This window comes from Arthrobacter sp. Z1-9, assembly GCF_054792695.1.
On sequence record NZ_CP096456.1, the window covers coordinates 3,589,166 to 3,609,973 of the forward strand.

Annotated in this window: 25 protein-coding genes; 13 read left to right on the forward strand and 12 right to left on the reverse strand. The window is 63.7% G+C overall.

Translation table 11 applies throughout. From position 1 onward, the window contains the following. The first annotated feature begins 130 nt into the window (after window positions 1-130). Entirely contained in the window at window positions 131-1,516 is a 1,386-nt protein-coding gene (locus M1D93_RS16660; RefSeq protein ID WP_461172570.1) for an MFS transporter, read from the forward strand. Window positions 1,517-1,589: 73 nt separating this feature from the next. Here the strand turns inward: M1D93_RS16660 and M1D93_RS16665 are convergent, their stop codons facing one another. Beyond that, window positions 1,590-2,246, reverse strand: a complete 657-nt coding sequence (locus M1D93_RS16665; RefSeq protein ID WP_461172571.1) for a GntR family transcriptional regulator — start codon at window positions 2,244-2,246, stop codon at window positions 1,590-1,592. 31 nt (window positions 2,247-2,277) lie between these two features. Between M1D93_RS16665 and M1D93_RS16670 the strand changes: the two genes are divergently transcribed. Both M1D93_RS16670 and M1D93_RS16675 read left to right on the forward strand, forming a co-directional pair. Then, a complete protein-coding gene (locus M1D93_RS16670; protein ID WP_461172572.1) occupies window positions 2,278-3,072 on the forward strand; it encodes a carbon-nitrogen hydrolase family protein in 795 nt (264 codons plus the stop codon). A 447-nt stretch (window positions 3,073-3,519) separates the two neighbouring features. Continuing rightward, window positions 3,520-4,857: an ammonium transporter gene (locus M1D93_RS16675; protein WP_461172573.1), complete on the forward strand. Its 1,338-nt coding sequence runs from the start codon at window positions 3,520-3,522 to the stop codon at window positions 4,855-4,857. Between the two features lie 24 nt (window positions 4,858-4,881). Here M1D93_RS16675 and M1D93_RS16680 read toward each other — a convergent pair whose 3' ends face one another. Next, on the reverse strand, window positions 4,882-5,508 hold the full coding sequence (locus M1D93_RS16680; protein WP_461172574.1) for a PadR family transcriptional regulator: 627 nt from the start codon (window positions 5,506-5,508) through the stop codon (window positions 4,882-4,884). 181 nt (window positions 5,509-5,689) lie between these two features. Here M1D93_RS16680 and M1D93_RS16685 point away from each other — a divergent pair, with 181 nt between their 5' ends. Then, window positions 5,690-7,867 (forward strand): transglycosylase domain-containing protein, encoded by a 2,178-nt coding sequence (locus M1D93_RS16685; RefSeq protein ID WP_461172575.1) that lies wholly within the window; start codon window positions 5,690-5,692, stop codon window positions 7,865-7,867. A gap of 50 nt (window positions 7,868-7,917) precedes the next feature. On the opposite strand, the gene M1D93_RS16690 is transcribed toward M1D93_RS16685, so the two are convergent. The 3 genes from M1D93_RS16690 to M1D93_RS16700 all read right to left on the reverse strand — a co-directional run bounded on the left by M1D93_RS16690 (window position 7,918) and on the right by M1D93_RS16700 (window position 9,518). Beyond that, on the reverse strand, window positions 7,918-8,514 hold the full coding sequence (locus M1D93_RS16690; protein WP_461175051.1) for a DnaJ family domain-containing protein: 597 nt from the start codon (window positions 8,512-8,514) through the stop codon (window positions 7,918-7,920). A 158-nt stretch (window positions 8,515-8,672) separates the two neighbouring features. Continuing rightward, complete coding sequence (locus M1D93_RS16695) at window positions 8,673-9,170, reverse strand: SRPBCC family protein (protein WP_461172576.1); 498 nt, start codon at window positions 9,168-9,170, stop codon at window positions 8,673-8,675. A 15-nt stretch (window positions 9,171-9,185) separates the two neighbouring features. Further along, a complete protein-coding gene (locus tag M1D93_RS16700) occupies window positions 9,186-9,518 on the reverse strand; it encodes an ArsR/SmtB family transcription factor (RefSeq protein WP_163166197.1) in 333 nt (110 codons plus the stop codon). 101 nt (window positions 9,519-9,619) lie between these two features. Between M1D93_RS16700 and M1D93_RS16705 the strand changes: the two genes are divergently transcribed. Next, on the forward strand, window positions 9,620-10,345 hold the full coding sequence (locus M1D93_RS16705) for a Type 1 glutamine amidotransferase-like domain-containing protein (RefSeq protein ID WP_461172577.1): 726 nt from the start codon (window positions 9,620-9,622) through the stop codon (window positions 10,343-10,345). Between the two features lie 35 nt (window positions 10,346-10,380). Here the strand turns inward: M1D93_RS16705 and M1D93_RS16710 are convergent, their stop codons facing one another. From M1D93_RS16710 to M1D93_RS16735, 6 genes are all read right to left on the reverse strand, one after another. Continuing rightward, window positions 10,381-11,112, reverse strand: a complete 732-nt coding sequence (locus M1D93_RS16710) for a GAF and ANTAR domain-containing protein (RefSeq protein WP_461172578.1) — start codon at window positions 11,110-11,112, stop codon at window positions 10,381-10,383. Between the two features lie 47 nt (window positions 11,113-11,159). After that, a complete protein-coding gene (locus M1D93_RS16715; RefSeq protein ID WP_461172579.1) occupies window positions 11,160-11,921 on the reverse strand; it encodes a DUF2254 family protein in 762 nt (253 codons plus the stop codon). A gap of 153 nt (window positions 11,922-12,074) precedes the next feature. Beyond that, window positions 12,075-12,851, reverse strand: a complete 777-nt coding sequence (locus M1D93_RS16720; RefSeq protein WP_461172580.1) for a succinate dehydrogenase iron-sulfur subunit — start codon at window positions 12,849-12,851, stop codon at window positions 12,075-12,077. 43 nt (window positions 12,852-12,894) lie between these two features. Continuing rightward, window positions 12,895-13,326, reverse strand: coding sequence for a hypothetical protein (locus M1D93_RS16725; protein ID WP_461172581.1), 432 nt, complete (start codon window positions 13,324-13,326; stop codon window positions 12,895-12,897). Window positions 13,327-13,329: 3 nt separating this feature from the next. Next, entirely contained in the window at window positions 13,330-13,587 is a 258-nt protein-coding gene (locus M1D93_RS16730; protein ID WP_461172582.1) for a hypothetical protein, read from the reverse strand. A gap of 180 nt (window positions 13,588-13,767) precedes the next feature. Continuing rightward, on the reverse strand, window positions 13,768-14,580 hold the full coding sequence (locus M1D93_RS16735; RefSeq protein ID WP_461172583.1) for an ANTAR domain-containing response regulator: 813 nt from the start codon (window positions 14,578-14,580) through the stop codon (window positions 13,768-13,770). 244 nt (window positions 14,581-14,824) lie between these two features. On the opposite strand from M1D93_RS16735, the gene M1D93_RS16740 reads away from it, so the two are divergent. The 8 genes from M1D93_RS16740 (at window position 14,825) to M1D93_RS16775 (ending at window position 19,472) form a co-directional block, all read left to right on the forward strand. Beyond that, window positions 14,825-15,550: a GAF domain-containing protein gene (locus M1D93_RS16740; protein ID WP_461172584.1), complete on the forward strand. Its 726-nt coding sequence runs from the start codon at window positions 14,825-14,827 to the stop codon at window positions 15,548-15,550. Then, complete coding sequence (locus M1D93_RS16745) at window positions 15,540-15,833, forward strand: hypothetical protein (protein ID WP_461172585.1); 294 nt, start codon at window positions 15,540-15,542, stop codon at window positions 15,831-15,833. Before M1D93_RS16740 ends, M1D93_RS16745 begins: the two co-directional genes overlap by 11 nt. Before the next feature lie 142 nt (window positions 15,834-15,975). Beyond that, the gene (locus tag M1D93_RS16750) at window positions 15,976-16,695 is read left to right on the forward strand and encodes a GAF and ANTAR domain-containing protein (RefSeq protein WP_461172586.1); all 720 of its coding nucleotides are present in this window, start codon (window positions 15,976-15,978) and stop codon (window positions 16,693-16,695) included. Between the two features lie 9 nt (window positions 16,696-16,704). Beyond that, entirely contained in the window at window positions 16,705-17,037 is a 333-nt protein-coding gene (locus M1D93_RS16755; protein ID WP_461172587.1) for a hypothetical protein, read from the forward strand. Window positions 17,038-17,206: 169 nt separating this feature from the next. After that, window positions 17,207-17,932 carry a GAF and ANTAR domain-containing protein gene (locus M1D93_RS16760; protein WP_461172588.1) on the forward strand — a complete coding sequence of 242 codons (726 nt, stop codon included), beginning with the start codon at window positions 17,207-17,209 and terminating at the stop codon, window positions 17,930-17,932. A gap of 2 nt (window positions 17,933-17,934) precedes the next feature. Beyond that, a complete protein-coding gene (locus M1D93_RS16765; RefSeq protein WP_461172589.1) occupies window positions 17,935-18,195 on the forward strand; it encodes a hypothetical protein in 261 nt (86 codons plus the stop codon). Beyond that, window positions 18,192-18,974 carry a GAF and ANTAR domain-containing protein gene (locus tag M1D93_RS16770; RefSeq protein ID WP_461172590.1) on the forward strand — a complete coding sequence of 261 codons (783 nt, stop codon included), beginning with the start codon at window positions 18,192-18,194 and terminating at the stop codon, window positions 18,972-18,974. The genes M1D93_RS16765 and M1D93_RS16770 overlap by 4 nt, the downstream gene beginning before the upstream one ends. Window positions 18,975-19,274: 300 nt before the next feature. Further along, window positions 19,275-19,472, forward strand: a complete 198-nt coding sequence (locus M1D93_RS16775; protein WP_461172591.1) for a hypothetical protein — start codon at window positions 19,275-19,277, stop codon at window positions 19,470-19,472. Between the two features lie 313 nt (window positions 19,473-19,785). Here M1D93_RS16775 and trxB read toward each other — a convergent pair whose 3' ends face one another. After that, the gene (trxB, locus tag M1D93_RS16780; protein WP_461172592.1) at window positions 19,786-20,790 is read right to left on the reverse strand and encodes a thioredoxin-disulfide reductase; all 1,005 of its coding nucleotides are present in this window, start codon (window positions 20,788-20,790) and stop codon (window positions 19,786-19,788) included. Window positions 20,791-20,808: the final 18 nt, after the last annotated feature.

Genomic DNA, 20,808 nt, shown 5'->3' on the forward strand with positions numbered 1-20,808 from the left:
TGTGGTGCAGGAAAAAAAATAACAAACCGGAAACCGGAAAGGGTCGCCAATGTACATCCAGTATGCGTAATGTATACATTATACGCCAGCGTGACAGGCGTCACCTTTGAACACTCCAGTGGAGGACATCATGAGCAACTCTCCGGTTCCGTCCCACGGTGCGGCGCCACACCCGCCCATCCATCCCAAAGGCCTCTACAAAGCCTTTGCCGCCAGCCTCACCGGGACGGCCCTTGAGTGGTACGACTTCGCCGTCTACTCAGCGGCCGCCGCCGTCGTCTTTCCCCTCGTCTTCTTCCCCGCAAGCGATCCCCTAACGGGCACCATTTTGGCGTTCTCCACCTACGCGGTGGGCTACGTTTCCCGCCCGGTGGGCGGGATCATCTTCGGCCGCCTGGGCGACCGCATCGGCCGCAAGAAGGTGCTGGTGACCACGCTGATGATCATTGGCGTGGCCACAGTGTTGATCGGCGTCCTGCCCGGATACGATGCCATCGGCATCGCAGCGCCCATCATCCTGGTGCTCCTGCGGTTTGCGCAGGGCGTGGGTGTGGGCGGCGAGTGGGGCGGTGCCGTCCTGCTTTCCAGCGAGTACGGTGATCCGCACCGCCGGGGCTTCTGGGCCTCCGCCGCACAGGTGGGCCCGCCCGCCGGCAACCTGCTCGCCAACGGCGCGCTGGCAGTCCTGACCCTGATGCTTACGGAGGAACAGTTCCTCAGCTTCGGCTGGCGTATCGCCTTCCTGGTGTCGGCACTGCTGGTCGCATTCGGCCTGTGGATCCGCCTCCGCCTGGAGGACACTCCAGTCTTCAAGGCGATCGCAGCCCACGGCGAACAGCCGCATGCCCCCATCCGCGAGGTATTCAGCCATGAACTGCGCCCACTGATCGCCGCCATCCTCTCCCGCGTGGGACCTGACGTTCTGTACGCACTGTTCACCGTCTTTACCCTCACCTACGGCATCCAGTCCCTGGGCTACGAGCGCAACCAAGTACTCACCGCAGTCCTGATCGGTTCCGCCTTCCAGCTGTTTATGATCCCGCTGGCCGGCGCCGTGTCGGACCGGTTCAACCGCCGCCTGGTGTACGGCGTGGGTGCAGTGGCCGGTGCCGTCTGGACGTTCATCTTCTTCGCCATACTTGGCGGCAACAACCAGCCGATGCTGATCGTTGGCATTGTCCTGGGCCTCATGGCGCACTCGTTCATGTACGGCCCTCAGGCGGCATTCATTGTGGAGCAGTTCTCCCCCCGGCTGCGTTCCACCGGAAGCTCCCTGGCGTACACGTTCGCCGGCGTGATCGGCGGCGCCATCGCCCCGCTGATGTTCACGGTGCTGCTCTCACAGTTCGGCACCTGGGTTCCGGTGGCCATCTATGTAGCCGTTGCCGCCGTTGTAACCGTGATAGGGCTCGCCATGGGCCGCGACAACGACACGGTCGAGGACCAGGACTACCGGCTCCTCCTGGAGGGCGCCGGCAACGCAGCCCGGGCATCGGGCGTGGGCGACTCCCGCTGACCGAAGGGAAAGTCTTGTCCTCGTGGCGTATTCACCAAGGCCTCGCAGCCCGCGCCACGTGGACAAAACTGCGTCAGGTCCGGAGCAGGATATCCCGCGTCACAGCCAGGTGCTCGTCGATGGCCTTCTGCGCCTGGTCGGCATCTCCGGACACCAGTGCGTCGAGAATGCCCTGATGTTCGGCGCACACGTCCTGGCGCCGGCCGCCCGTCCGGAACAGGGCGGAAACCCCAACCAGGATCTGGCGGACGTGAAGCTTGCTGTATGTACGCGAGATGAGTTCGTTGCCGGCGGCGTCGATGAGCTGCTGATGGAAGAGGGTGTCCAGGCGGATGAACTCGCGGGCATCATCAGGCTCGCTGGTGTCCGGGATCCGGGATTGAAGGTCCAGGGTTTCCTGCATCAGCGCGGCGGGGACGCGTTCCTCGGCTATCACCAGCCGGGCTGCGTGGCTCTCGAGGATGCCGCGGAGTTCCATCAGTTCAGAGATTTCCCTGCCGGTGATGGGCGGAACGTAGGCTCCGCGTTGCGGAATAAGCTCCACCAGCCCGTCAGAAACAAGGAGCAGCAGCGCCTCGCGGACCGGGGTGCGGGAAACGCCGATTTCGGCGGCAAGTTCCTGCTCGTTAAGGAAGCGGCCTTGAAGTTCGGGGTCAATCAGGACGTTTTCGCGCAGGTGGACATACGCCTTTTCCCGTCCGGACGCGCCAGTACCCGCCATTTTTCCCATACATTATGTATACAACAGATTGGAGCCACCCATGCGTCTAGCAGTCGCCCAAATCATCAGCAGTGCGGATCCTGCTGCCAACCTGGAGCTGATCCGGGACTACGCCACCCAGGGCAAGGCCGCCGGCGCGGAGCTGGTGGTGTTCCCCGAAGCTGCCATGCGCGCATTCGGCCATTCACTGACAGACGTCGCAGAACCGCTGGACGGCCCGTGGGCTGAAAAGGTTCGTGCACTGTCCAGGGAACTGGACATTGCGATCGTAGCGGGAATGTTCACTCCCGGAAAGGACGGCAGGGTCCGCAACACGCTGCTGGTCACCGGCCCCGGCGTGGACACGTCCTATGACAAGGTGCACCTCTTCGACGCTTTCGGCTTCCAGGAGTCCAGAACGGTGGATCCCGGGACGAGCCCCGTGACCTTTGACATCAACGGCACGGTGTTCGGCCTGGCCACCTGTTACGACGTCCGCTTCCCTGCCTTGTTCACGGCCAATGCCCGCGCCGGTGCTCAGGTCAATATCATCTGCGCCTCGTGGGGCGCGGGCGAAGGCAAGGCAGAGCAGTGGGACCTGCTGGTGCGTGCCCGGGCCCTGGACAGCACCACCTTCGTGGTGGCGTGCGGCCAGGGCGATCCCGAGACGATTGGCGCAGGACCGGCGGGGACCGCCCCCACGGGCATCGGCCACAGCGCTGTCATCACTCCCCTGGGCTCAACGGTCGCCGCGCTTGGCGGAAAGCCGGAACTCGCCGTCGTCGACATTGACCCCTCGACGGTGGACGAGGTGCGCACCAAGCTTCCGGTGCTGGCGAACGCCCGCCAGTTCTGATCCTCCTGGACGTGGCGATGGCCGGGGAGGTCTCCCCGGCTGTGCCAGCGAACGACGGCGTGGCGCATCTTCCGTGCGGCACGCCGTCGTTATGTGGAAGGGTGGGGAAACTTCGCCCGCCAGGGGGAGGTGAGGCCCCATTTACGGGTCTGTAATCTTCCGGTTGGAACGCGCGACGGCGGTTTCTCACCTCCTGCCCTTCAGCCGCCACGCCAACGAGGGCATCCGGGCGGGCATCTCCTTTCAAGTCCCGCCCCCGGATGGCACCTGTTTACACTGCTGAAACAAGTCCGACACGGGGACTTCACACCGCGGCTATTTCTGTAACGCCAGCGCAACTTACAAGGGCGTTTCCCGAAACACGCAACCCGAAAAATGGAAGGCGGGGAAACGCGGGGGCCGGCAAGAGCGCCCCGCTTTGAGGCGCAATGCGAAGGGAACCCGCAGGTGGAGATCACTGCCCAACATGTCTGGCTGATGATTTCAGCCGCGATGGTATTGCTGATGACCCCCGGGCTCGGTCTCTTCTACGGCGGCATGACGCGCGCCAAGGCGGCCCTGAACATGATCATGATGAGCTTCATCTCCGCCGGGATAGTCGGGGTGGTGTGGGTTCTCTGGGGCTACTCCATGACAACAGGCGACGGCGTGCTGGGCATCTTCGGCAATCCCTTCACCAGCTTCGGGCTGCAGAACCTGATGGGCTCGCCGGACCTGATCAAAGCCGGGTACAGCGCCACCTTCGCCATCATCACGGTGGCGCTGATCAGCGGCGCCATCGCCGACCGCGCCAAATTCAGCGCCTGGGCAGTGTTCGTTCCTGTCTGGGTCACGGTGGTCTACTGTCCCCTCGCCTACATGATCTGGGGCGGAGGCCTGATGAGCGCCGATGGAGCCATCACCGCTGTTTTTGGGCAGGTCATCGACTTTGCCGGCGGCGCAGTGGTGGAAATCAGTTCGGGCACCGCCGCCCTGGTCCTGGCCCTGGTTGTGGGCCAGCGCCACGGTTTCGCCAAGGATCCCAACCACCGGCCGCACAACGTCCCGTTCATTATGCTCGGCGCTGCCATCTTGTGGTTTGGCTGGTTCGGCTTCAATGGCGGAGCGGCGACGACGGCGGAACAGGCAGGGCTGATCTGGGTCAACACCCTGGTGACTCCGGCGGCGGCAATGCTCAGCTGGCTGGTCACCGAAAAAATCCGCCACGGCCACCCCACCTCCCTGGGAGCGGCGTCCGGTGTGGTCGCCGGGCTGGTAGCCATCACTCCTTCCTGCGCCAACATCAGCCCGGTGGCCGCAATCGGCCTGGGCCTGGTGGCCGGGGCAGCCTGCGCCGTCTTCGTAGACCTCAAATACCGGTTTGGGCTGGACGATTCGCTCGATGTGGTGGGGGTCCACCTGGGCGCAGGACTGATCGGCACCCTGGCGCTCGGTTTCATCGCCCTCCCGGTGGATGGACTAGGCGGCGGACTCTTCTACGGTGCCGGCCTCCAACAGCTTGTGGCCCAGTCCGTGGCTGTGGTGGTCACGCTGCTGCTGTCCGGGATCGGGACTTTGGTTATTGCCCGGGCCATTAACAAGACCATCGGGTTCCGGGTCAGCCGCGAGGCAGAAGCCGCAGGAGTTGACCTGTCCGAGCACGCTGAGAGCGCTTACGCGTTCGGCGAGCTGAATTCCGCCTTCAACCCGGTGGGCCATGCAAGGCCGGAGTCCCCCAGCGTTTCGCACGCTCCGGCAAGCGAAAACCGGACCGGGGGGCAGGCCAAGGAAGAGTCCTTCGCCTGAGACCAGGTTGCCCGTTCGCGGCTGCTAGTCAGCCAGGATCTTGTAGAGGGCACGCCGGGTCTCGTCCAGCTTTTCAATGGCTGCAGCCCGCTGCTCTTCAGTGACACCGGTGCGGAACTGGTGAATAACGCCCATCAGCTTCCCGATGCTCTGGTGAAAGTCGCGGTCCGGGTTGTCCGGCCCGGAGTTCCACGCCGTTTCCATCTCCTCTGCATGCTCTGCCACCCAGGCCCTTCCGGCATCCGTGAGGGTGAACTCGGTTCCGCGGCCTTCGCTGAGCGCGGTGATGAGTTCCTCGTCCACAAGCTGCTGCAGCGTGGGGTAGATGGATCCCGGGCTTGGCCGCCAGGCTCCACTGGTCTTTTCCGCAATCGCCTTGATCAGTCCGTAACCATTCGAGGGCGCTTCACCCAGGAGCGAGAGGATGGCCGACCGGACATCCCCCCTGCTTGCCCTGCGGGGGCCACGCCCAAACCCCGGCCCGAAGCCTGGGCCAAACCCCGGTCCGAAGCCGCCGCCAAATCCCGGCCCGAACCCCGGCCCAAAGCCGCCGCCCCGGTGCCCGTGCGGTCCGCGCCTGCCGCGGCCGCGTTCAAACCGGCCCCGATCAGAGTGCGGGCCTGAAAATTCGTCATGAGAAATGCCCTTCATCGTGGCATTGTCCTTTCGTCGGTTTAGTCTTCGCCGACGTTTTCGGCGATAGTTAACGATATGTCGTTAACTATCGCCAAGTCAACGGAAAGATTTGGCCAAAAGATAATCTTCCACCTCTGGTTCCAGAGCTCGGCAGAGGCGTAGTCTTGTGGCACTCTTCAAGCTTGAGGGCTGACAAATGGCGAAGAATAAGAAGCGACGGCGTGGTCGCGGTTCTGTCCTGGGAAGCATTATCGGATTCCTCGCGGCGAGTGCCATGTGTGGCGTACTTGCCGCCAGCCTGGTGGTGCCTTCTGTTGCAGCTGCCGGGTACGGGGTCAGCACGTCCATAGGCTTTTTCGACAGGCTGCCGGAGGAATTGACCGTCCAGCCTCCGTCGCAGTCCACCAAGGTCCTCACCTCCGATGGCCAGCCGATCGCGACGTTTTATGCCGAGAACCGGGTCAGGATCCCGCTGGACCAGATGTCGCCGTACATCAAGGATGCCGTCATCGCCATTGAGGACAGCCGGTTCTACGACCATGCCGGCCTTGACCCCCAAGGCATCCTTCGCGCAGTGGTGGCAAACCTGACGAAGGGCGACCAGCAGGGGGCGTCCACCATCACGCAGCAGTACGTCACCAACGTGGTCAACGAGGCGAAGCTCTCACAGGAGCGGCCGGATGAAGTGATCCTCAGCGGCCAGAAGGACATCGGGGACAAGCTGCGGGAAATGAAGCTGGCCGTTGCGTTGGAGAAAAAGTTCAGCAAGGAGCAGATCCTTGAGGGATACCTGAACATCGTGTTCTTCAACAGCGACGCCTACGGCGTTGAAGCTGCCGCCCGCTACTTCTTCAGCTCCACGGCCAAGGACTTGACCCTTCCCCAGTCCGCCCTGCTGGCCGGGCTGGTGAACAGCCCCACGTTCTACAACCCCGCGCTTAACCCGGACAAGTCGGTGGTCCGCCGCGACCAGGTGCTCGGCGAGATGCTCCGGCAGGGGAAGATCACCCAGGTGGAGCATGACCAGGCGGTAGCTACTCCCATCGAGCTGAAGATCAGCCCGGAGCGGCAGGGTTGCGCGAATGCCACCATGGCGCCGTATTTCTGCGACTACATCTCGCACCTGATCCTGAACAACCCCGCGTATGGGCCCACGCCAAAGGAACGGGAGCGGAAGCTCTACCGCGGCGGCCTGACGATCGTCACAACCCTGGACAGCAGGCTGCAAGCCGCGGCCCAGTCACAGGTGGATGGTACGGCAGGGCCTAATCCCGATCGGTGGGGAGCCGCCCTGGTATCCGTCCAGCCCGGCACCGGGAAGATTCTTTCGATGGCGCAGAACACGGTGTTCCTGGCCGAGCCGGGCAAGTTCGATACCCACCTGAACTTCAACGTGGATGCAAAGGACCCGCAGGGCAATGACCTGAATGGGGCCGGCGGCTTCCAGACCGGCTCCACCATGAAGCCGTTCACCTTCGCGCAGTGGCTGAATGAAGGCAAACCGCTGAACGCCGAGGTGGACGCCTCGAAGCGCGTCTACCCGCTGGGATTCCCTTGGCGGTCCAGCTGCGGGAAGGTGCTGGGTGCCTACAGCACAGCCCAGAACAACCCTGAACTAGGCGCGGCAGATGACCTTCAGAACGCCGAGGAGGGCTTCTACCGGAAGATGCCCATCGACTACGGCCTTTACAACTCCATCAATACGGCAACCTTCGCTTCAGCTACGCAGCTGGACTTCTGCGGCATCCAGAAGATGGTGGACGCCCTGGGCCTGCACAGCGGCCACGACGGTTCCCCGATCAACATGCACCAGCTGGGCAACCTCCTGGGTGCCACCAATGTGGCGCCCCTCCATATGGCGAACGCCTTTGCCACCTTCGCCAATGACGGAAAGTACTGCACCCCCATCGCCCTGCTGGAGGTCACTGACGCTGCCGGCGGGAAGCTTCCGGTCCAGCCCGTCGAGTGCCGGGATGCAGTGAAGCCGGATGTGGCCCGTGGCGTGAACTCCGTGCTGCAGGACGTCATGAAGAAGGGATCCGGTGTCTGGATCAACCCGAAGGTCCACGACAAAGTTCCTGTGGCGGCAAAGACCGGTACTTCAAACAACAACGGGGCCACCTGGGTGGTGGGTTACACCACGGGGCTGGCCACTGCTTCCTTCTTCGGCGATGCGCTGGAAGGCCAGAAGCGCCCAGGGCAGAACGTCACCATCAACGGCACCTTCTACCCCCGCCTGGATGGTTTTATGATCGCCGGGCCGCAGTGGGCCAACTACATGGTGAATGTGGCACCGCTGTATCCGGCCGCGCCGTTCCCGGGGCCTCCGCCGTCGATGTCGAGCCCCAACCCTCCGCCCACCCCGAGCCGCTGACGACGACGGCGGGCAGCACCGCCGCCGTCCGCCTGCCTGATCAGTAGGCCCTAGCCCGTCCCCTTCCACAGCCGCCGCCACCACGAGCGGGGCGCGTCCGGCTCAGCCTCAATTTGGGGAACCTGCGTCGCGGCCCGTCGTTCGCGCCACCGCCCGACTTCCTCCTCCACGTCCCGGATCTTCGTGATGACCGGCGGCCCGCCCTGAAGCTGGCGCCGCGCGTCGATGACCCGGCGGTTGAAATCCTGCAGGATGTCGCGGACCTGTTGTTCCGTGTACTGGGCATCAAGCTTGGCATCCAGTTCGGCGTCCTCGGTGCGGAGCAGGATGGCCGCCGGGCCGAGGCCGCTGATGTTTTCCCGCTGAAGAAGGCCCTTGACCCACCAGTCGGGATCGTATGACTCGCCCAAGCCCGGAATAGGCTTGCCCGCGTACTTGAGGTTGTCGAACTTTCCCTGCGCCATGGCATCCCGGACCAGATACTCCGCCCTGGCGGCATCGCTCACCTTCCGGCGTTTCTCCCGCTCCTGCGCATCAAGGGCGTCAAGCGCCGCTTCCTCCTCGGCGCTTATGCCGGCTCCCCGGTAGGACCGGACTTCCGCGGCCCGCTCCAGGCGCTTCCGGAAGTCCTCCGCACCGCTGCTCATCGCTGCCACCGCCTCACCTCGGAACGATCCCTCCTTCCAGTATTCAGAAGCTTTTCGTCGGCTTCAACGCCAGCCGTGACTCCACCGCACAGTGAGCGGACGACGGCGGGAGGTCCCGCCGTCGTCCGCTTCCTTGGGTTGCGGGCCGGGTTGGCCGTTCAGGCGGTGGTGCGTCCGGCAAGGAGCGCGTCGATCTGGCTGACGGCTTCCTTCATCCCTTCCTCCATGCCCATCTGAACCATCTGCTGCATCTGTTCTTCACTCTCGAACTTCGAGAGGATGGTCATCCTGGTGCGGTCGCCAATGCCCTCCAGGTTGACGGTGGCGTGGGTGGTTCCCAAGGCATCCACGGGCTGGCCGTCGTCATCGGCAAATCCGTCGTCGAAGGCAAGCCTCTTGGGGCCTTCGATGGTGGTGAAGCGCCACCAGCCGCGGGCCTTTTCACCCTCGGGACCGCTCATGTAGTAGCTGGCCTTCCCGCCAGAGCGGAAGTCGAACTCCTCAAAGGTGGCCGGCCAGGTAGGCGGGCCCCACCAGCGTTCCAGCTGGCGCGGGTCTTCCCAGATCTGCCAGACCCGCTGGATGTCCGCATCAAATTCTGCGATTAGCGTGAAGCTGAGCGCTTCAAGATTCTTGGTGGAACTGATTACCGGCATTGCAGAAACCTTTCCTTATCCTTCAGCCAGAATGTCAGCGATCCGGCCTACGCGCTGCTGCCAAATCGCCTCGTACTCATCGAGCAGCCGGCGGGCTTTCTGCAGCCCTTCATGGTTACCCCGCACGATCTGCTCCCTTCCGCGCTTTTCCTTGGTGACCAGGGAGGCGCGCTCCAACACCGCAACGTGCTTTTGGACTGCGGCGAAACTCATGGCGTAGAGGCCCGCGAGGCCGGAGACCGTGTACTCCCCCACCGTGACCCGGCGGACGATGTCCCGCCGGGTGGAATCGGCGAACGCTTGGAAGAGGCGGTCAAGTTCGGTTTCGCGGAGCTGATCTACAACCATTTGGTTGTACGATAGTCCCGTGTGAAGCGGGTGTCAATGCTTCGTGGTCGTCCAGTTTTTGCGGCCCGTCAGGCCTCGGTCCGCAGGGTATCTTGTTGCCCATGGGCATTTTCCTTGCCGGTGCCGGACCGGACTACCACTCCTTTCCCGGCTTATTCGAGCGCTTCGTCAAGGACATCCCCGGGCGTCCCGGCCAGGTGCGCAGGATCGCCGTGGTGGTGCACCACCGGGGCGGGAACCCTGAGAGTGTGCTGCAGGATTACGCCGGGCCGCTGCAATCCCTGACCTCCTGCGACGTGGTGCCGGTCCTGCTGCGTGCCGGCAACCCGGCGGATCCCGCGGCCTTCGATGACGCTGACGCCGTAGTGGTGGGCGGCGGGCTGACCCCGGCCTACCTCGAGGGGCTTCGGGGCTGCGCGGGTGCCATTGCGGCCCGGGTGGCCGACGGCGCGCCCTACCTTGGGTTTTCCGCCGGCGCCATGGTTGCGCCCGGCAGGGGCATTATTGGCGGTTACCGCATCGGGGGCGTCGAAGTGTGCGGTGAGGAGTGTTCCGAGGACCTCGACGAAGTGGAGGTGCGCGACGGACTGGGGCTCGTGCCCTTCGCCGTGGACGTTCATGCCGCCCAGGCCGGCACCCTCAGCAGGGCTGTGGGTGCCGTGGCTGCCGGGCTTGTGGACAGGGCCGTGGGGGTGGACGAGAACACGGCGCTTGTCCTGCCCGGCCTCGGCGACGTGGAGTTCGAGGTGATCGGCAGCGGCAACTGCTGGGATGTCCGCAGGACCGGCACATGCTGCAGCGTTTCCCTCCGCTCAAAGGGCAACTGAAACCAGTACAACCTCGCTGAGCAGGAGCGCGTTTACTACTCGAAGTGCGTCTGGATGCTGGTGCCGGACAACTGCTCGATCAGTTCGGTGGCGACCTCGCGCAGTTTGCGGTTGCGGTTACTGGAGACCTTGGTGAGAATCTCCATCGCTTCCGACTGCGAGCACCTGTTCTGCGCCATGATCACACCGCAGGCCAGGTTGATGGCGGTCCGGCTTTCCATGGCCGCCTCCAAGTCCTCGGCCCGGTGTTCTGCCGACTTGATGCGGACCGACAGTTGGAGCGTACTGTGGGCGGCCGCAGCAAAGCCAAGGGCCTTGTCGTAGACGTTAGGGGTGAAGACGCCGGGTTTTGACGCGAAGAAGTTCAGTGCAGCACTGGCTCCATCGCTGATCTCCAACGGAACTCCCAAGGAGCTGTAGACGCCTGCCTCCGCAAACTTCCGGGCCAGCTCCGGCCACCTTTGATCCGACGAGACGTCGTCGATAATCACGGGGGCCATGTCCCGCAGCGCCTTCAGGCAGGGGCCGTCGCCCACTGCCTGCTCCAGCTGGTCCAGCTCAATCGCACGTTTGCTGCTGCCCGCGGCAGTAGAGGGCTTGCGCCGCAGCTTGACGGTGACTGCGCATTCGATCTCGTCACCGGCTGCCTCGGATACCGCTGCGGCGGCCAGTTTGGAGAGCCCGAAGAGGAATTCAGCGGCATCTTCCGTGCCCACCAGAATGCTCTGGAGCTGCTCTGCAGGTTCGCTCCCTGATGAATTCGACATGGGCCTATCCTATTCTCATCCGCCGGGCGGAGGTCGATGGGACTGGACTAGGAAACATAGTGTTGCAGTGACGCCGCCTCCGGCTCGTCCGACGGTTTCGGCATCATTCCTTCCGAGGATGACTGAAGGCCTTGCCGCGCTTTGGTCAGCTTTCGGGTATCAAGACCCGCGCCCAGCAGCGCTTCCTCCAGCTCAGCGAGCGCGTTGTGCAGGGCCGGGGCGTCCGGATGCTGGATGACGGCAGGCATGCAGGCGTCCAGCGCCGACTGGAAACCATGGATCAGCATCAACAGGACCACCAACGCAGCAATCGTCAGGAACAACGTCACGCAGGCACCGTAGGTGGGGGCCGGGTCTTTCCTGGCTAGTCCAAGGACCAGGAAAGTGAAGGCGGAAGCACCAACAAAGAAGCCGAAGTAGGCCTGGTTTGGCTTACGCCTCACGAACTGATCCAGGACCACAGGTGTCAGGGAACTCGCAGTCTGCTGCACAGCAAGGAGCAGAACAGAGAAGGTAATGGACGTTACCGTCAGCAGGCTGGTCGCCACCGAGGAGACAAAATTAACTGCATCGGCCGGCGGCACCAGGCTTTCCGCCCCGGCTCGAAAGCCGCCGTGTCCGCTGGAGAACGCATCCAGTATCGAGACGGCAACCCCTAAAACGCAGAAACCGGCCGTAATCAACAGAGGCAACCTCAGAAACTCGGCTATTCCGCGCTGCAACCGGTTCGCCTCGTGCATGCCGCCCGAACTGCGGAGGGGATCTTCTAGGGCTGCCTCGTGCACGTCAGGCCTATCCTTGCCGCTCATCAGCGGGCACCTCCGGATCTGTCCTTTGTCCCCATCCACGAAGTACGGCCGCTCCCTGACCACCACCATTAAGGATGACTCCTACTTACCCTGGCCCGCCGCGATTATGCGGTAGGCAGGGGCCTCAAGCTCGACGACTGGCTGCCCTGAAATTCAGATCTGCCGGGAAAGGATGGCCTGGCTGACTTCCTTAATCGCCTGGGTTACCTTGATGCCCCGGGGACACGCCTCGCTGCAGTTGAACACCGTCCGGCACCGCCATACCCCTTCCCGGTCGTTGAGGACCTCTAGCCTCATGTCCGCCCCGTCGTCGCGGGAATCGAAGATGAACCGGTGGGCATTCACAATGGCGGCAGGTCCAAAGTATTGCCCGTCGTTCCAGAAGACCGGACAGGAGGAGGTACAGGCAGCACAAAGGATGCATTTAGTGGTGTCATCAAAACGCTCCCGCTCCTCCGGGGACTGCAGCCGTTCAAGTGTTGGCTCGTGGCCCCGGTTGATCAGGAACGGAAAGATCTCCCTGTACGACTGGAAAAACGGCTCCATGTCCACGATCAGGTCCTTCTCCACAGGGAAACCCTGCAAGGGCTCAACCGTGATGGGTTTCCCCGGCTCCAGGTCCTTAAGCAAGGCCTTGCAAGCCAGTCTGTTCCGGCCGTTGATCCTCATCGCATCCGAGCCACATACTCCGTGGGCGCAGGACCGGCGGAAGGAAAGGGAACCGTCCACCTCCCACTTGATCCGGTGCAGCGCGTCCAGGACACGTTCGGTGGCGAGCATGGTGAGCGGGTAGTCTTCCCAGCGCGCCAATTCCGAGAACTCCGGGTTGTACCGACGCACCCGGACGGTGACATCCAACGTTGGCACATCCTCGCTGACGGACTGCGGGAGATCGACTTTCGAAGGCGGTTCATGTGAATCGAAATCCATGGCAAGCACTCTTTCCTGCGAATTCCTGGCGGTAGCCTGATGCCTATTCGGGCAGTTCCATCTGGAAGCCGCACGGACAGTGCAGCACCTTCGTGGTGAGGTAGACGTCCAAGGCGTCTACGAGGTCCCGGTCCGTCGTGGCAGGCGCATAGAGGCGATGGAGTTCTGAGCCGGTTTTCTGCATGGGCTGCCCGCAGTGGATATAGTGCCCGCCGAGGGCAAGCACGTCTTCCAGGCTCCGGACCCGGTTCAGGACTGCGGCGACAGCAACAACGCCTGCCCGATGGAGGTAATGGTTCCTGCACGTTCTGCAGGAGTAACCCACTTCCACGGAACCGCTGGCAGGAGGGGTGAGCGCCGTGATGGTATGCAGGGCCAAGTGGCGGTCCGAGCCGCACTTGGTGCAGACGAGGGGGTGGTCCTCAGCCTGCCCTCCCCTGACGCCGTTGTTAGGACCCTCGGGGTGGATCGACATTTTTCAGGCTGCCGCTGGGTAGCTGGACAAGATGTAGTCGGCCGCCGCGGGACCAACCATCCGGAGCCTGCTGTCATGAACGTCGACGCCGGCCCGGTGCATGGCGGCGCGGAAGGTAACGTCCGGTTTCGCTTCCAGGCCATGCAGGAAGCACCAGCTGACATACAGGCCGTAAAGGCAGTCGGCGGACATAGGACAGTCCGTGTCGAATTCGGGAACTGTGGCTTCGGCAAGAAAGGTGGAGAAATGCGAGGCAGCCATGATGGCTCTCTTTCGCTGGTGTGCATCTGCCCGCCGTCGTGCTACAGCGGTTCCTCCTGATGGCCCTGCACTTGACCCGGAGGGGGAGCGTCCCATTTACGTGGCGCCCACCACTTAGAATCTACGCACTCGCCGCCCTGCTGTCCAGCCGGGCCGCTCCCGCTTCCGGCCTGGCCAGGGCTATTCGTCGAAGTGCGTCCGGAGCGCCGGGTCCGGTGAGATAGATTCAATAACGCCTGCCGCCACGTCCCGCAGCTTGATATTGCGGCTGTTGGAGGCCTTCCTGAGGATTGCCATGGCTGCGGCCTGGCTGCACCGGTTTTGCGCCATGATGACCCCGACGGCGATGTCGATGGCCGTCCTTGACTTCATGGCCGCCTCCAGGTCCTCCTTCGCGTCCTTCAACTGGGCCATGCGCAGTTCGACCCGGAGCGTTTTGGAGGACTGCTCGCCGAACAATTCAGCCCGCTTGATGTCCTCAGGGGAGAACCTTTGGACTGCTGAAGAGTAGATGTTCAGGGCAGCAGTGGCATCCCCCTCAAGCTGCAGGGGAACACCAAGAATTGAGCGGACGCCGCGGGCAGCCACCGCACGGACGTACTCCGGCCAACGGCGCTCGGCGGAGACGTCGCCAACGTAAACGGTTTTGCCGGTCCGCATCGCCGTGAGGCAAGGGCCGTCACCGTGCGCGTACTGCAGCTCATCCATGACGCGTGCCTGGGGTGTGCTGGAGGCTACAGTTACGGGTCTTTTTCGACGCACCACGGTGACATTGCAATGGACATCGCCACCGGGCGGGGCCAGCATGGACGCCGAGAAGACGGCAAATTCCTTGAAAAAGTCCTGGGGGTCAGCGGTTTGCAGGACCAGATCCTGCAGGCGGGAAACGATCCCGTCCTCCGTTGCTGCGGTGGCGAGTAAGGCGTCTGCAACGCGGGGGAAAGAGTCTGCAGTGTCGGGCAAAGAATCTGCAGTTTCGGGCACGGCGTCCATGGCACTTCCTGAGGTTGGGCTTCAACCGCATTCAGTTTTCGCGTGCGGCCTTAAGACGCCCACTTCCAAACGTTCCCCCAGCGTACATGGATTTTTTGGACAAGCGCCAAACTGGAGCGCCGGACCCCAACGCGGCGGTGGCGCCAGGGGCTATGCTGGATATGGGCCAGAGGAATTTCCTGGTCCCGGCCCAGCAGGGGGCACTCCGAAGGACGGCAACGTCCGACGCAGAAGGTCGGCTATCATGCCACAACAGCTCCCCTTGGATGAACTCACCCTCGCACTCGCGCGCATCAACGGCCTGCTCCTGACCGAGGAAAAGGTTGACCGCGCCGTCCAGTTGCTGGCCGAGGGCATCCGTGACGCCTTCCCGGGAAGTTCCGGCGCCGGGGTGTCGCTCCTGGACGAACAGGGAAAAAGAACCAGCACAGGAGCCACAGACCCTGTCGTGTTGGAGGCAGACGAGGCCCAATACGAGCTCGGGCAGGGACCCTGCCTCACGGCCTGGGCGACCGAACGAACTGTGGTGATGCACGACGTCGCCACTGATGACCGGTGGCCGCTGTGGTCCCAAGCGGTCAGGGACCTCTCCATCCAATCCGTGATCAGCGCTCCGCTCATGTCCGGCACCCGTTGCCTTGGAGCCCTGAAGATCTATTCAACCCAACCAGGCGCCTATGACGCCGCCATGGCCCGCCCGCTGGAGAAACTCACCGTCCCTGCCGCCACGCTGCTGGATAACATCCAGAGTTCCGAAGCGCCGAAGCAATTCACCCAGGTCCTCACATCTGCCCTGCTGAGCAGGGACACGATCAACCGCGCCCAGGGTTTCCTGATGCACAGGCACAGCATGGACCAGGGCGCTGCCCTGCAAAAACTCCTGGAGCTGTCCAAAACCGGCAGGCAGTCGCTCTTCAGTGTCAGCACCGAAATACTCACCGAAACGAAAAGCGGTCCTGATGACGGATGACGCTGACCGGGGCAGGCGGGATCCTGCGTCGGGACTTGAGCAGGAGCAAAGCCGGCTCCTGCGCAAAGCCCTGCTCCATGCCAGCATCAGGCCCGGGGATCTTTGGCTTCGCTACTTCAGTATCGGAGGCATGGTAGGCGAATACGAAGTGGACGCCTACATCCAATCGCTGATGTCCCTGCCGCCGGACCAACGCGATCTGATAGCACACGCAGCGAATGAGCTTATCGACGAATTCCCGCCCCTGCCCCGCGCACCGTACCTTGAAGACCTCCTCCACTGAGACGACCCCGATAGCTCCACCGATTGGGGCTGCGTGAATGTGCCCACCGGCCGCGGTGCCGTCGTCGTAAGCCCCTCCGGGATGGCCGGTTTCCCTGTGAGCCAAAGGAGCGGCGAAGGGCCCTTGGCCCTATGCTGGGACTATGGCGCAGCAACTACCCCTGGACGAGCTCAGCACTGTGATCGCTCGCATTCAGGGGCTGCTGCTGACGGAAGAAAAAGTGAACACCGCAGTGCGGCTCCTTGCCCAGGCAGCGAAGGAGTCCGTTCCGGGCACCATTGGAGCGGGCGTCTCCCTCCTTGATGCCCGGGGGCGCCGCACCAGCAGCGGTTACACGGACAGGATTGTCAGCCAGGCCGATGCCACCCAGTACGAGTGCGGGGAGGGTCCGTGCCTGACCGCCTGGGCTACGGAGGAACCTGTGCTGGTCAGGAACCTCACAGAGGAATCCCGTTGGCCGGAATGGCGCGAAGCTGTGGCCGGGCTGCCTGTGCGTTCAGTGGTCAGTGCTCCACTGATCGCGGGCAAGGAATCCATTGGTGCCCTGAAGCTGTACGCCGCCACTCCGAATACCTATGACGAGTCCAGTGTCATCCTGCTTCAGCTCTTTGCTGCCCCGGCTGCCACGCTGCTCTCACATATCCAGGCCAGCGAGGCACCGCACCGAATGACGGAGGGCCTGCAGGCGTCCCTGTACAGCCGCGACGTGGTGAACCGGGCATGCGGTGTGCTGATGGAGCGCCTGGGGCTGAGCCACGAAGCCGCCCTGCACCGGTTGATCAAGCAGGCCCGCGACGAAAACACCGCATTGCAGCAAATCAGCGAACGTGTCCTGGCCGGGACGCCGGCCCCTCGGGCGTAGGAGCTGCCCGTGGGCTTTGATCCGAACGAACCGGAACAACGGCGCAGGCTCCGCTCCGCGCTGAAGGCCGCAGATATCCTGGTATCCGAGTTGTGGCTGAAATATTTCGGCATGTCCGGCGACGCCGGCGAATACGAGGTGGAAGCCTACCTGCAGGGGCTGCTTTCCCTGCCGCCCGTCCAGCGCGACCTGCTGGCGCTGGCCGCCAACGAGCTGATTGACGACCTCCCCAGGCCCCGTGCACCGTACTCGGACGATTTCGGCGGCGGCGCTGCCTCCGGTCCCGATGCGGTGGACAGCCGGGATGCCGGCACGGGCCGCCAAACCGAGCCGGACGAGTAGATCGCAATCTTGCGGGCGTATCAATAGGTCCCACACCGGCGTAGTGTCGGTAGTAGGAGATTTCGGGATAATAACAGATCCAGAGGTTGAATACACGGGCCAGCCGCGCACAGAGCGGAGCCCTCCAGCCAGGGCCAGATGCCCCGGCAAACCCAGGGATCGAGGCCTCATGGCCCAGGACAGCAGACTTAACACTTCCGACCAGATGCAGGACTTGCTGCTGGAGAGCCCTGAATTTCCTGAGTTCCTCCTGGGTCTCGCCACGATGTCCGCCTCGCTGGTTGGCGCCCAGGGACAGATAACGTGCACCATCACGGTGGAGCGTGACGGAGGCCCGGCAACGCTTGCCAGCAGCAGTGACCTGGGCCGCCGGCTGGATGAAACACAGTACGCGTTCCATGACGGGCCATGCCTTACAGCTGTGCGGGAGCAGCGCCTGGTGTCGATTCCGGACCTTAGGGGCGACGAACGCTGGAGCGATTACCTGGAGGCAGCGCTCCAGGAAGGCGTGCGTTCCGTCCTGGCTGTCCCCATCCCCACCGACCCCTTTTCCCGTGCCGGGTTGAACTGCTACGCAAGCTCGGCAGGCGCCTTCACCGGGGAAACAGCGGTCCTGTTGGAGCAGCACGCGGCATCGATGTCCCGCGTATTGCGGATCGCACTGCGGCTGCACGGGCCGGATGTACATCCCGGGCACCTCCGCGCAGCGCTCAAGTCACGGGCCGTGGTGGACGCCGCCGTGTCCCTGATTATGCTCCAGCAGCGTGGCGGACGGGAAAGCGCCCTGGAGATCCTCCAGCTTGCCGCCAAGTCGAGCAACCGGCGGGTCCATGACATCGCCAGTGACATTGTCCGGGGAGCCCAGCTCCCGGCAGGCCGGCTCGGAAGGGAGTAGGTATGGATATAGACGGAGGCGAAGGACAGGAGCAACCGACCCACTCAGCTGAAGAGCGGCGGGGAACGGCCCAGCGCTTCCGGAATACCGACCTTCCGCTGGCCAAACTGTGGACCTACTACTACGGGCTCGGTGGCGGAATCGATGAGATGTCCCTGGATGCCTATCTGCACGAAGCACTCGACATCCCGGCCGCGCAAGTGGCCTTGGTCGTCATGGCGATGACGGAACTGACGGAATTAATGGAAGGCGAAGCACCATGACAGCTCATGATTCCAGGCCCGGCAACTATGATGCAGCGCCCCGTGAAGCCCGGCAACCGGCGTCCAGCATTGAAACGCGACTGCAGGAGCTGGTCCTCAACAGCGGGGATGTGGTGGGCTTCCTCACCGAGTTGACGGTGATTGCCTCGTCAAGGCTGTCCTCGCCGGGCAACCGCATCCATAGCGGGGTCACCGTCATCCGGCGCAAGAGAGCCGAAGCAGTGGCCAGCAGCGACGCCGCAGCCCGCGGCCTGGACGAGCTGCAGAACGGGTTCGGGGACGGACCCTGCCTCACTGCACTCCGGACCGGGACGACTGTCCTGGTATCAGACGTTGCCGCTGAGCGGCGCTGGATTCCCTACCTGAAGGTCGCCGGGGAGCACGGCGTCTCCTCCATCCTCGCCGTCCCGCTTGACCTGGCCGGCGAGGCCGATGCCGTCCTTAACCTCTATTCAGGCAGAAGCAACGGATTCTCGGAGGAGGATGTCTCCACCACGGAAGCCTTCGCCGCGCAGGCGGCAGGTTCATTGCGGCTGGTGCTTCGCGTCACCCAGCTCAGCGAGGCCAGGAGCGACCTCGCGACGGCGATGCAGTCCCGCACCGTCATCGACATGGCGGTGGGAGCGATCATGGCCGAGAACAGGTGCAGCCGCGACACTGCATTCCACATCCTCACCAAGGCCTCCAACACCCGCAACATCAAACTCCGGGACGTGGCCGCTTCCGTGATCAGGTCCATCTCCGGCGAGCAGCAGATCGACACCTACTTCGACGAGTAATCCGGCTGCCCGCCGCCGTGGCGTGATGAGTCTCACCTGCAACAATCCGCATATTGGTTGAGACTCGCTCCCCGCTCTGGGCACCATGGAAAGGCAGGGCCGGCGGCTGCAGGCAACACCCTGAAGCGGTCCGTGTGCTTGATCACATCGGCCCCGCTACGGTTGCCAATCCTCACAGCAACCTGCACCATGGAAGTAAGGGAATGCGCTTTCCCATCTGCAGTCCGTCCTCACCGACGAGGACACGGTCCGGGCAATGAAGACTCCGGGCCGCCAACCGCATGAAATGGAAGTTGAATAATGACGTTCGATGCCAATGACTCCGTGACCCTCAAGATCTGGGACCGGTCTGCCCTCCACCACACCCTGGACACCGCGGTAAGCGACCTTTCCGCGCGCTACAACACCACCACCTGCCGCATCGCCGTCACCTGCAGCGGACCCAACACCTTTACGCTGAGCGTGCGCGGCGAAGACCGCGCGCTGGCCAGCGCATAATCCCCACCTAAGAAAAGCGGGCGACGGCGGGAGGTTCCGCCGTCGCCCGCTTTCTTAGCTTTTGCCTTCGTCCCGCGTCAGCTCCGCGTGTTTCACGCGCCCGAGCGGCCGTGGACAGACCGGTGAAGCGGAGTTCCCACAGGATGTCCAGGTCCGGGCGGAAGCCGGTGCAGGGCGTTCGTTGATTCCATGGTGTCCTCATTCACGTGGGGCCGGCGGAGTGGTCAGCAGCAGTCCTGATCGTCGTCGCAGCAACCGGAGTCGCCGCAGCATCCTGTCGTCATTCCGCTCACCCCCTCCCCTGTCCCGGGTCCTAGCTGTGGGTTGGTTCCTCGACCAGGGCGGTGGCGATGCTGTGGGCATCCTCCAGCGCGGCGAGGTAGCGCTCAGCGTCGAGGGCGGCGGCGCAGCCCGTCCCGGCGGCGGTGATGGCCTGGCGGTAGCGGTGGTCCACGGCGTCGCCGCAGGCAAATACGCCGGAGAGGTTGGTGACGGTGGTGGGCGAATCCACCTTGATGTAGCCGTCGTCGTCGAGGTCCACCTGCCCGGTCAGCAGTTCGGTGCGCGGCACGTGGCCGATCGCGACGAAAATCCCGGTGGCGGCCTGGTGGCGGGTCTCCCCCGTGCGCGTGTCCGAAAGCGTCACGCCGGAGACTTTCCCATCGCCGTGGATGGCCGTGACGACGGAGTTCCAGGCAAAGGTGATCTTGGGGTTGTCCTTGGCCCGCTGCGCCATGATGCGGGAGGCGCGGAGTTCGCCCTTCCGCACGACGACGGTGACGGACTTGCCGAACCGGGTCAGGAACATCGCTTCCTCCATCGCCGAGTCCCCGCCGCCCACCACGATGATGTCCTGCTCGCGGAAGAAGAACCCGTCACAGGTGGCGCACCAGGAAACACCATGGCCGCTGAACTTCTTTTCCTCCGGCAGGCCGAGTTCCTTGTAGGCGGAGCCGGTGGCCAGGATGACGGCCGGGGCTCGGTGGGTTTCGCCGCCGCCGGTGACCACCGTCTTAAGGTGGCCGGCGAGCGCAACCTCAGTGACGTCGTCGAACACGACCTTGGCGCCGAACTTTTCGGCCTGCTCCTGCAGCCCGTCCATGAGCTCCGGTCCCTGGATGCCGCCCGGGAAGCCGGGGAAGTTCTCCACCTCGGTGGTGTTCATCAGCGCACCGCCGGCGGTGACGGATCCCGCGAGGACTAGGGGCTCCAGCCCGGCGCGTGCCGCGTAGATGGCTGCGGTGTAGCCGGCGGGGCCTGAGCCGATGATGATCAGCTGTTCGGTTGCGGCGTGCTGGTTGTTTGCTTCAATGGTCACGGCGGGTTCCTTTGCTTC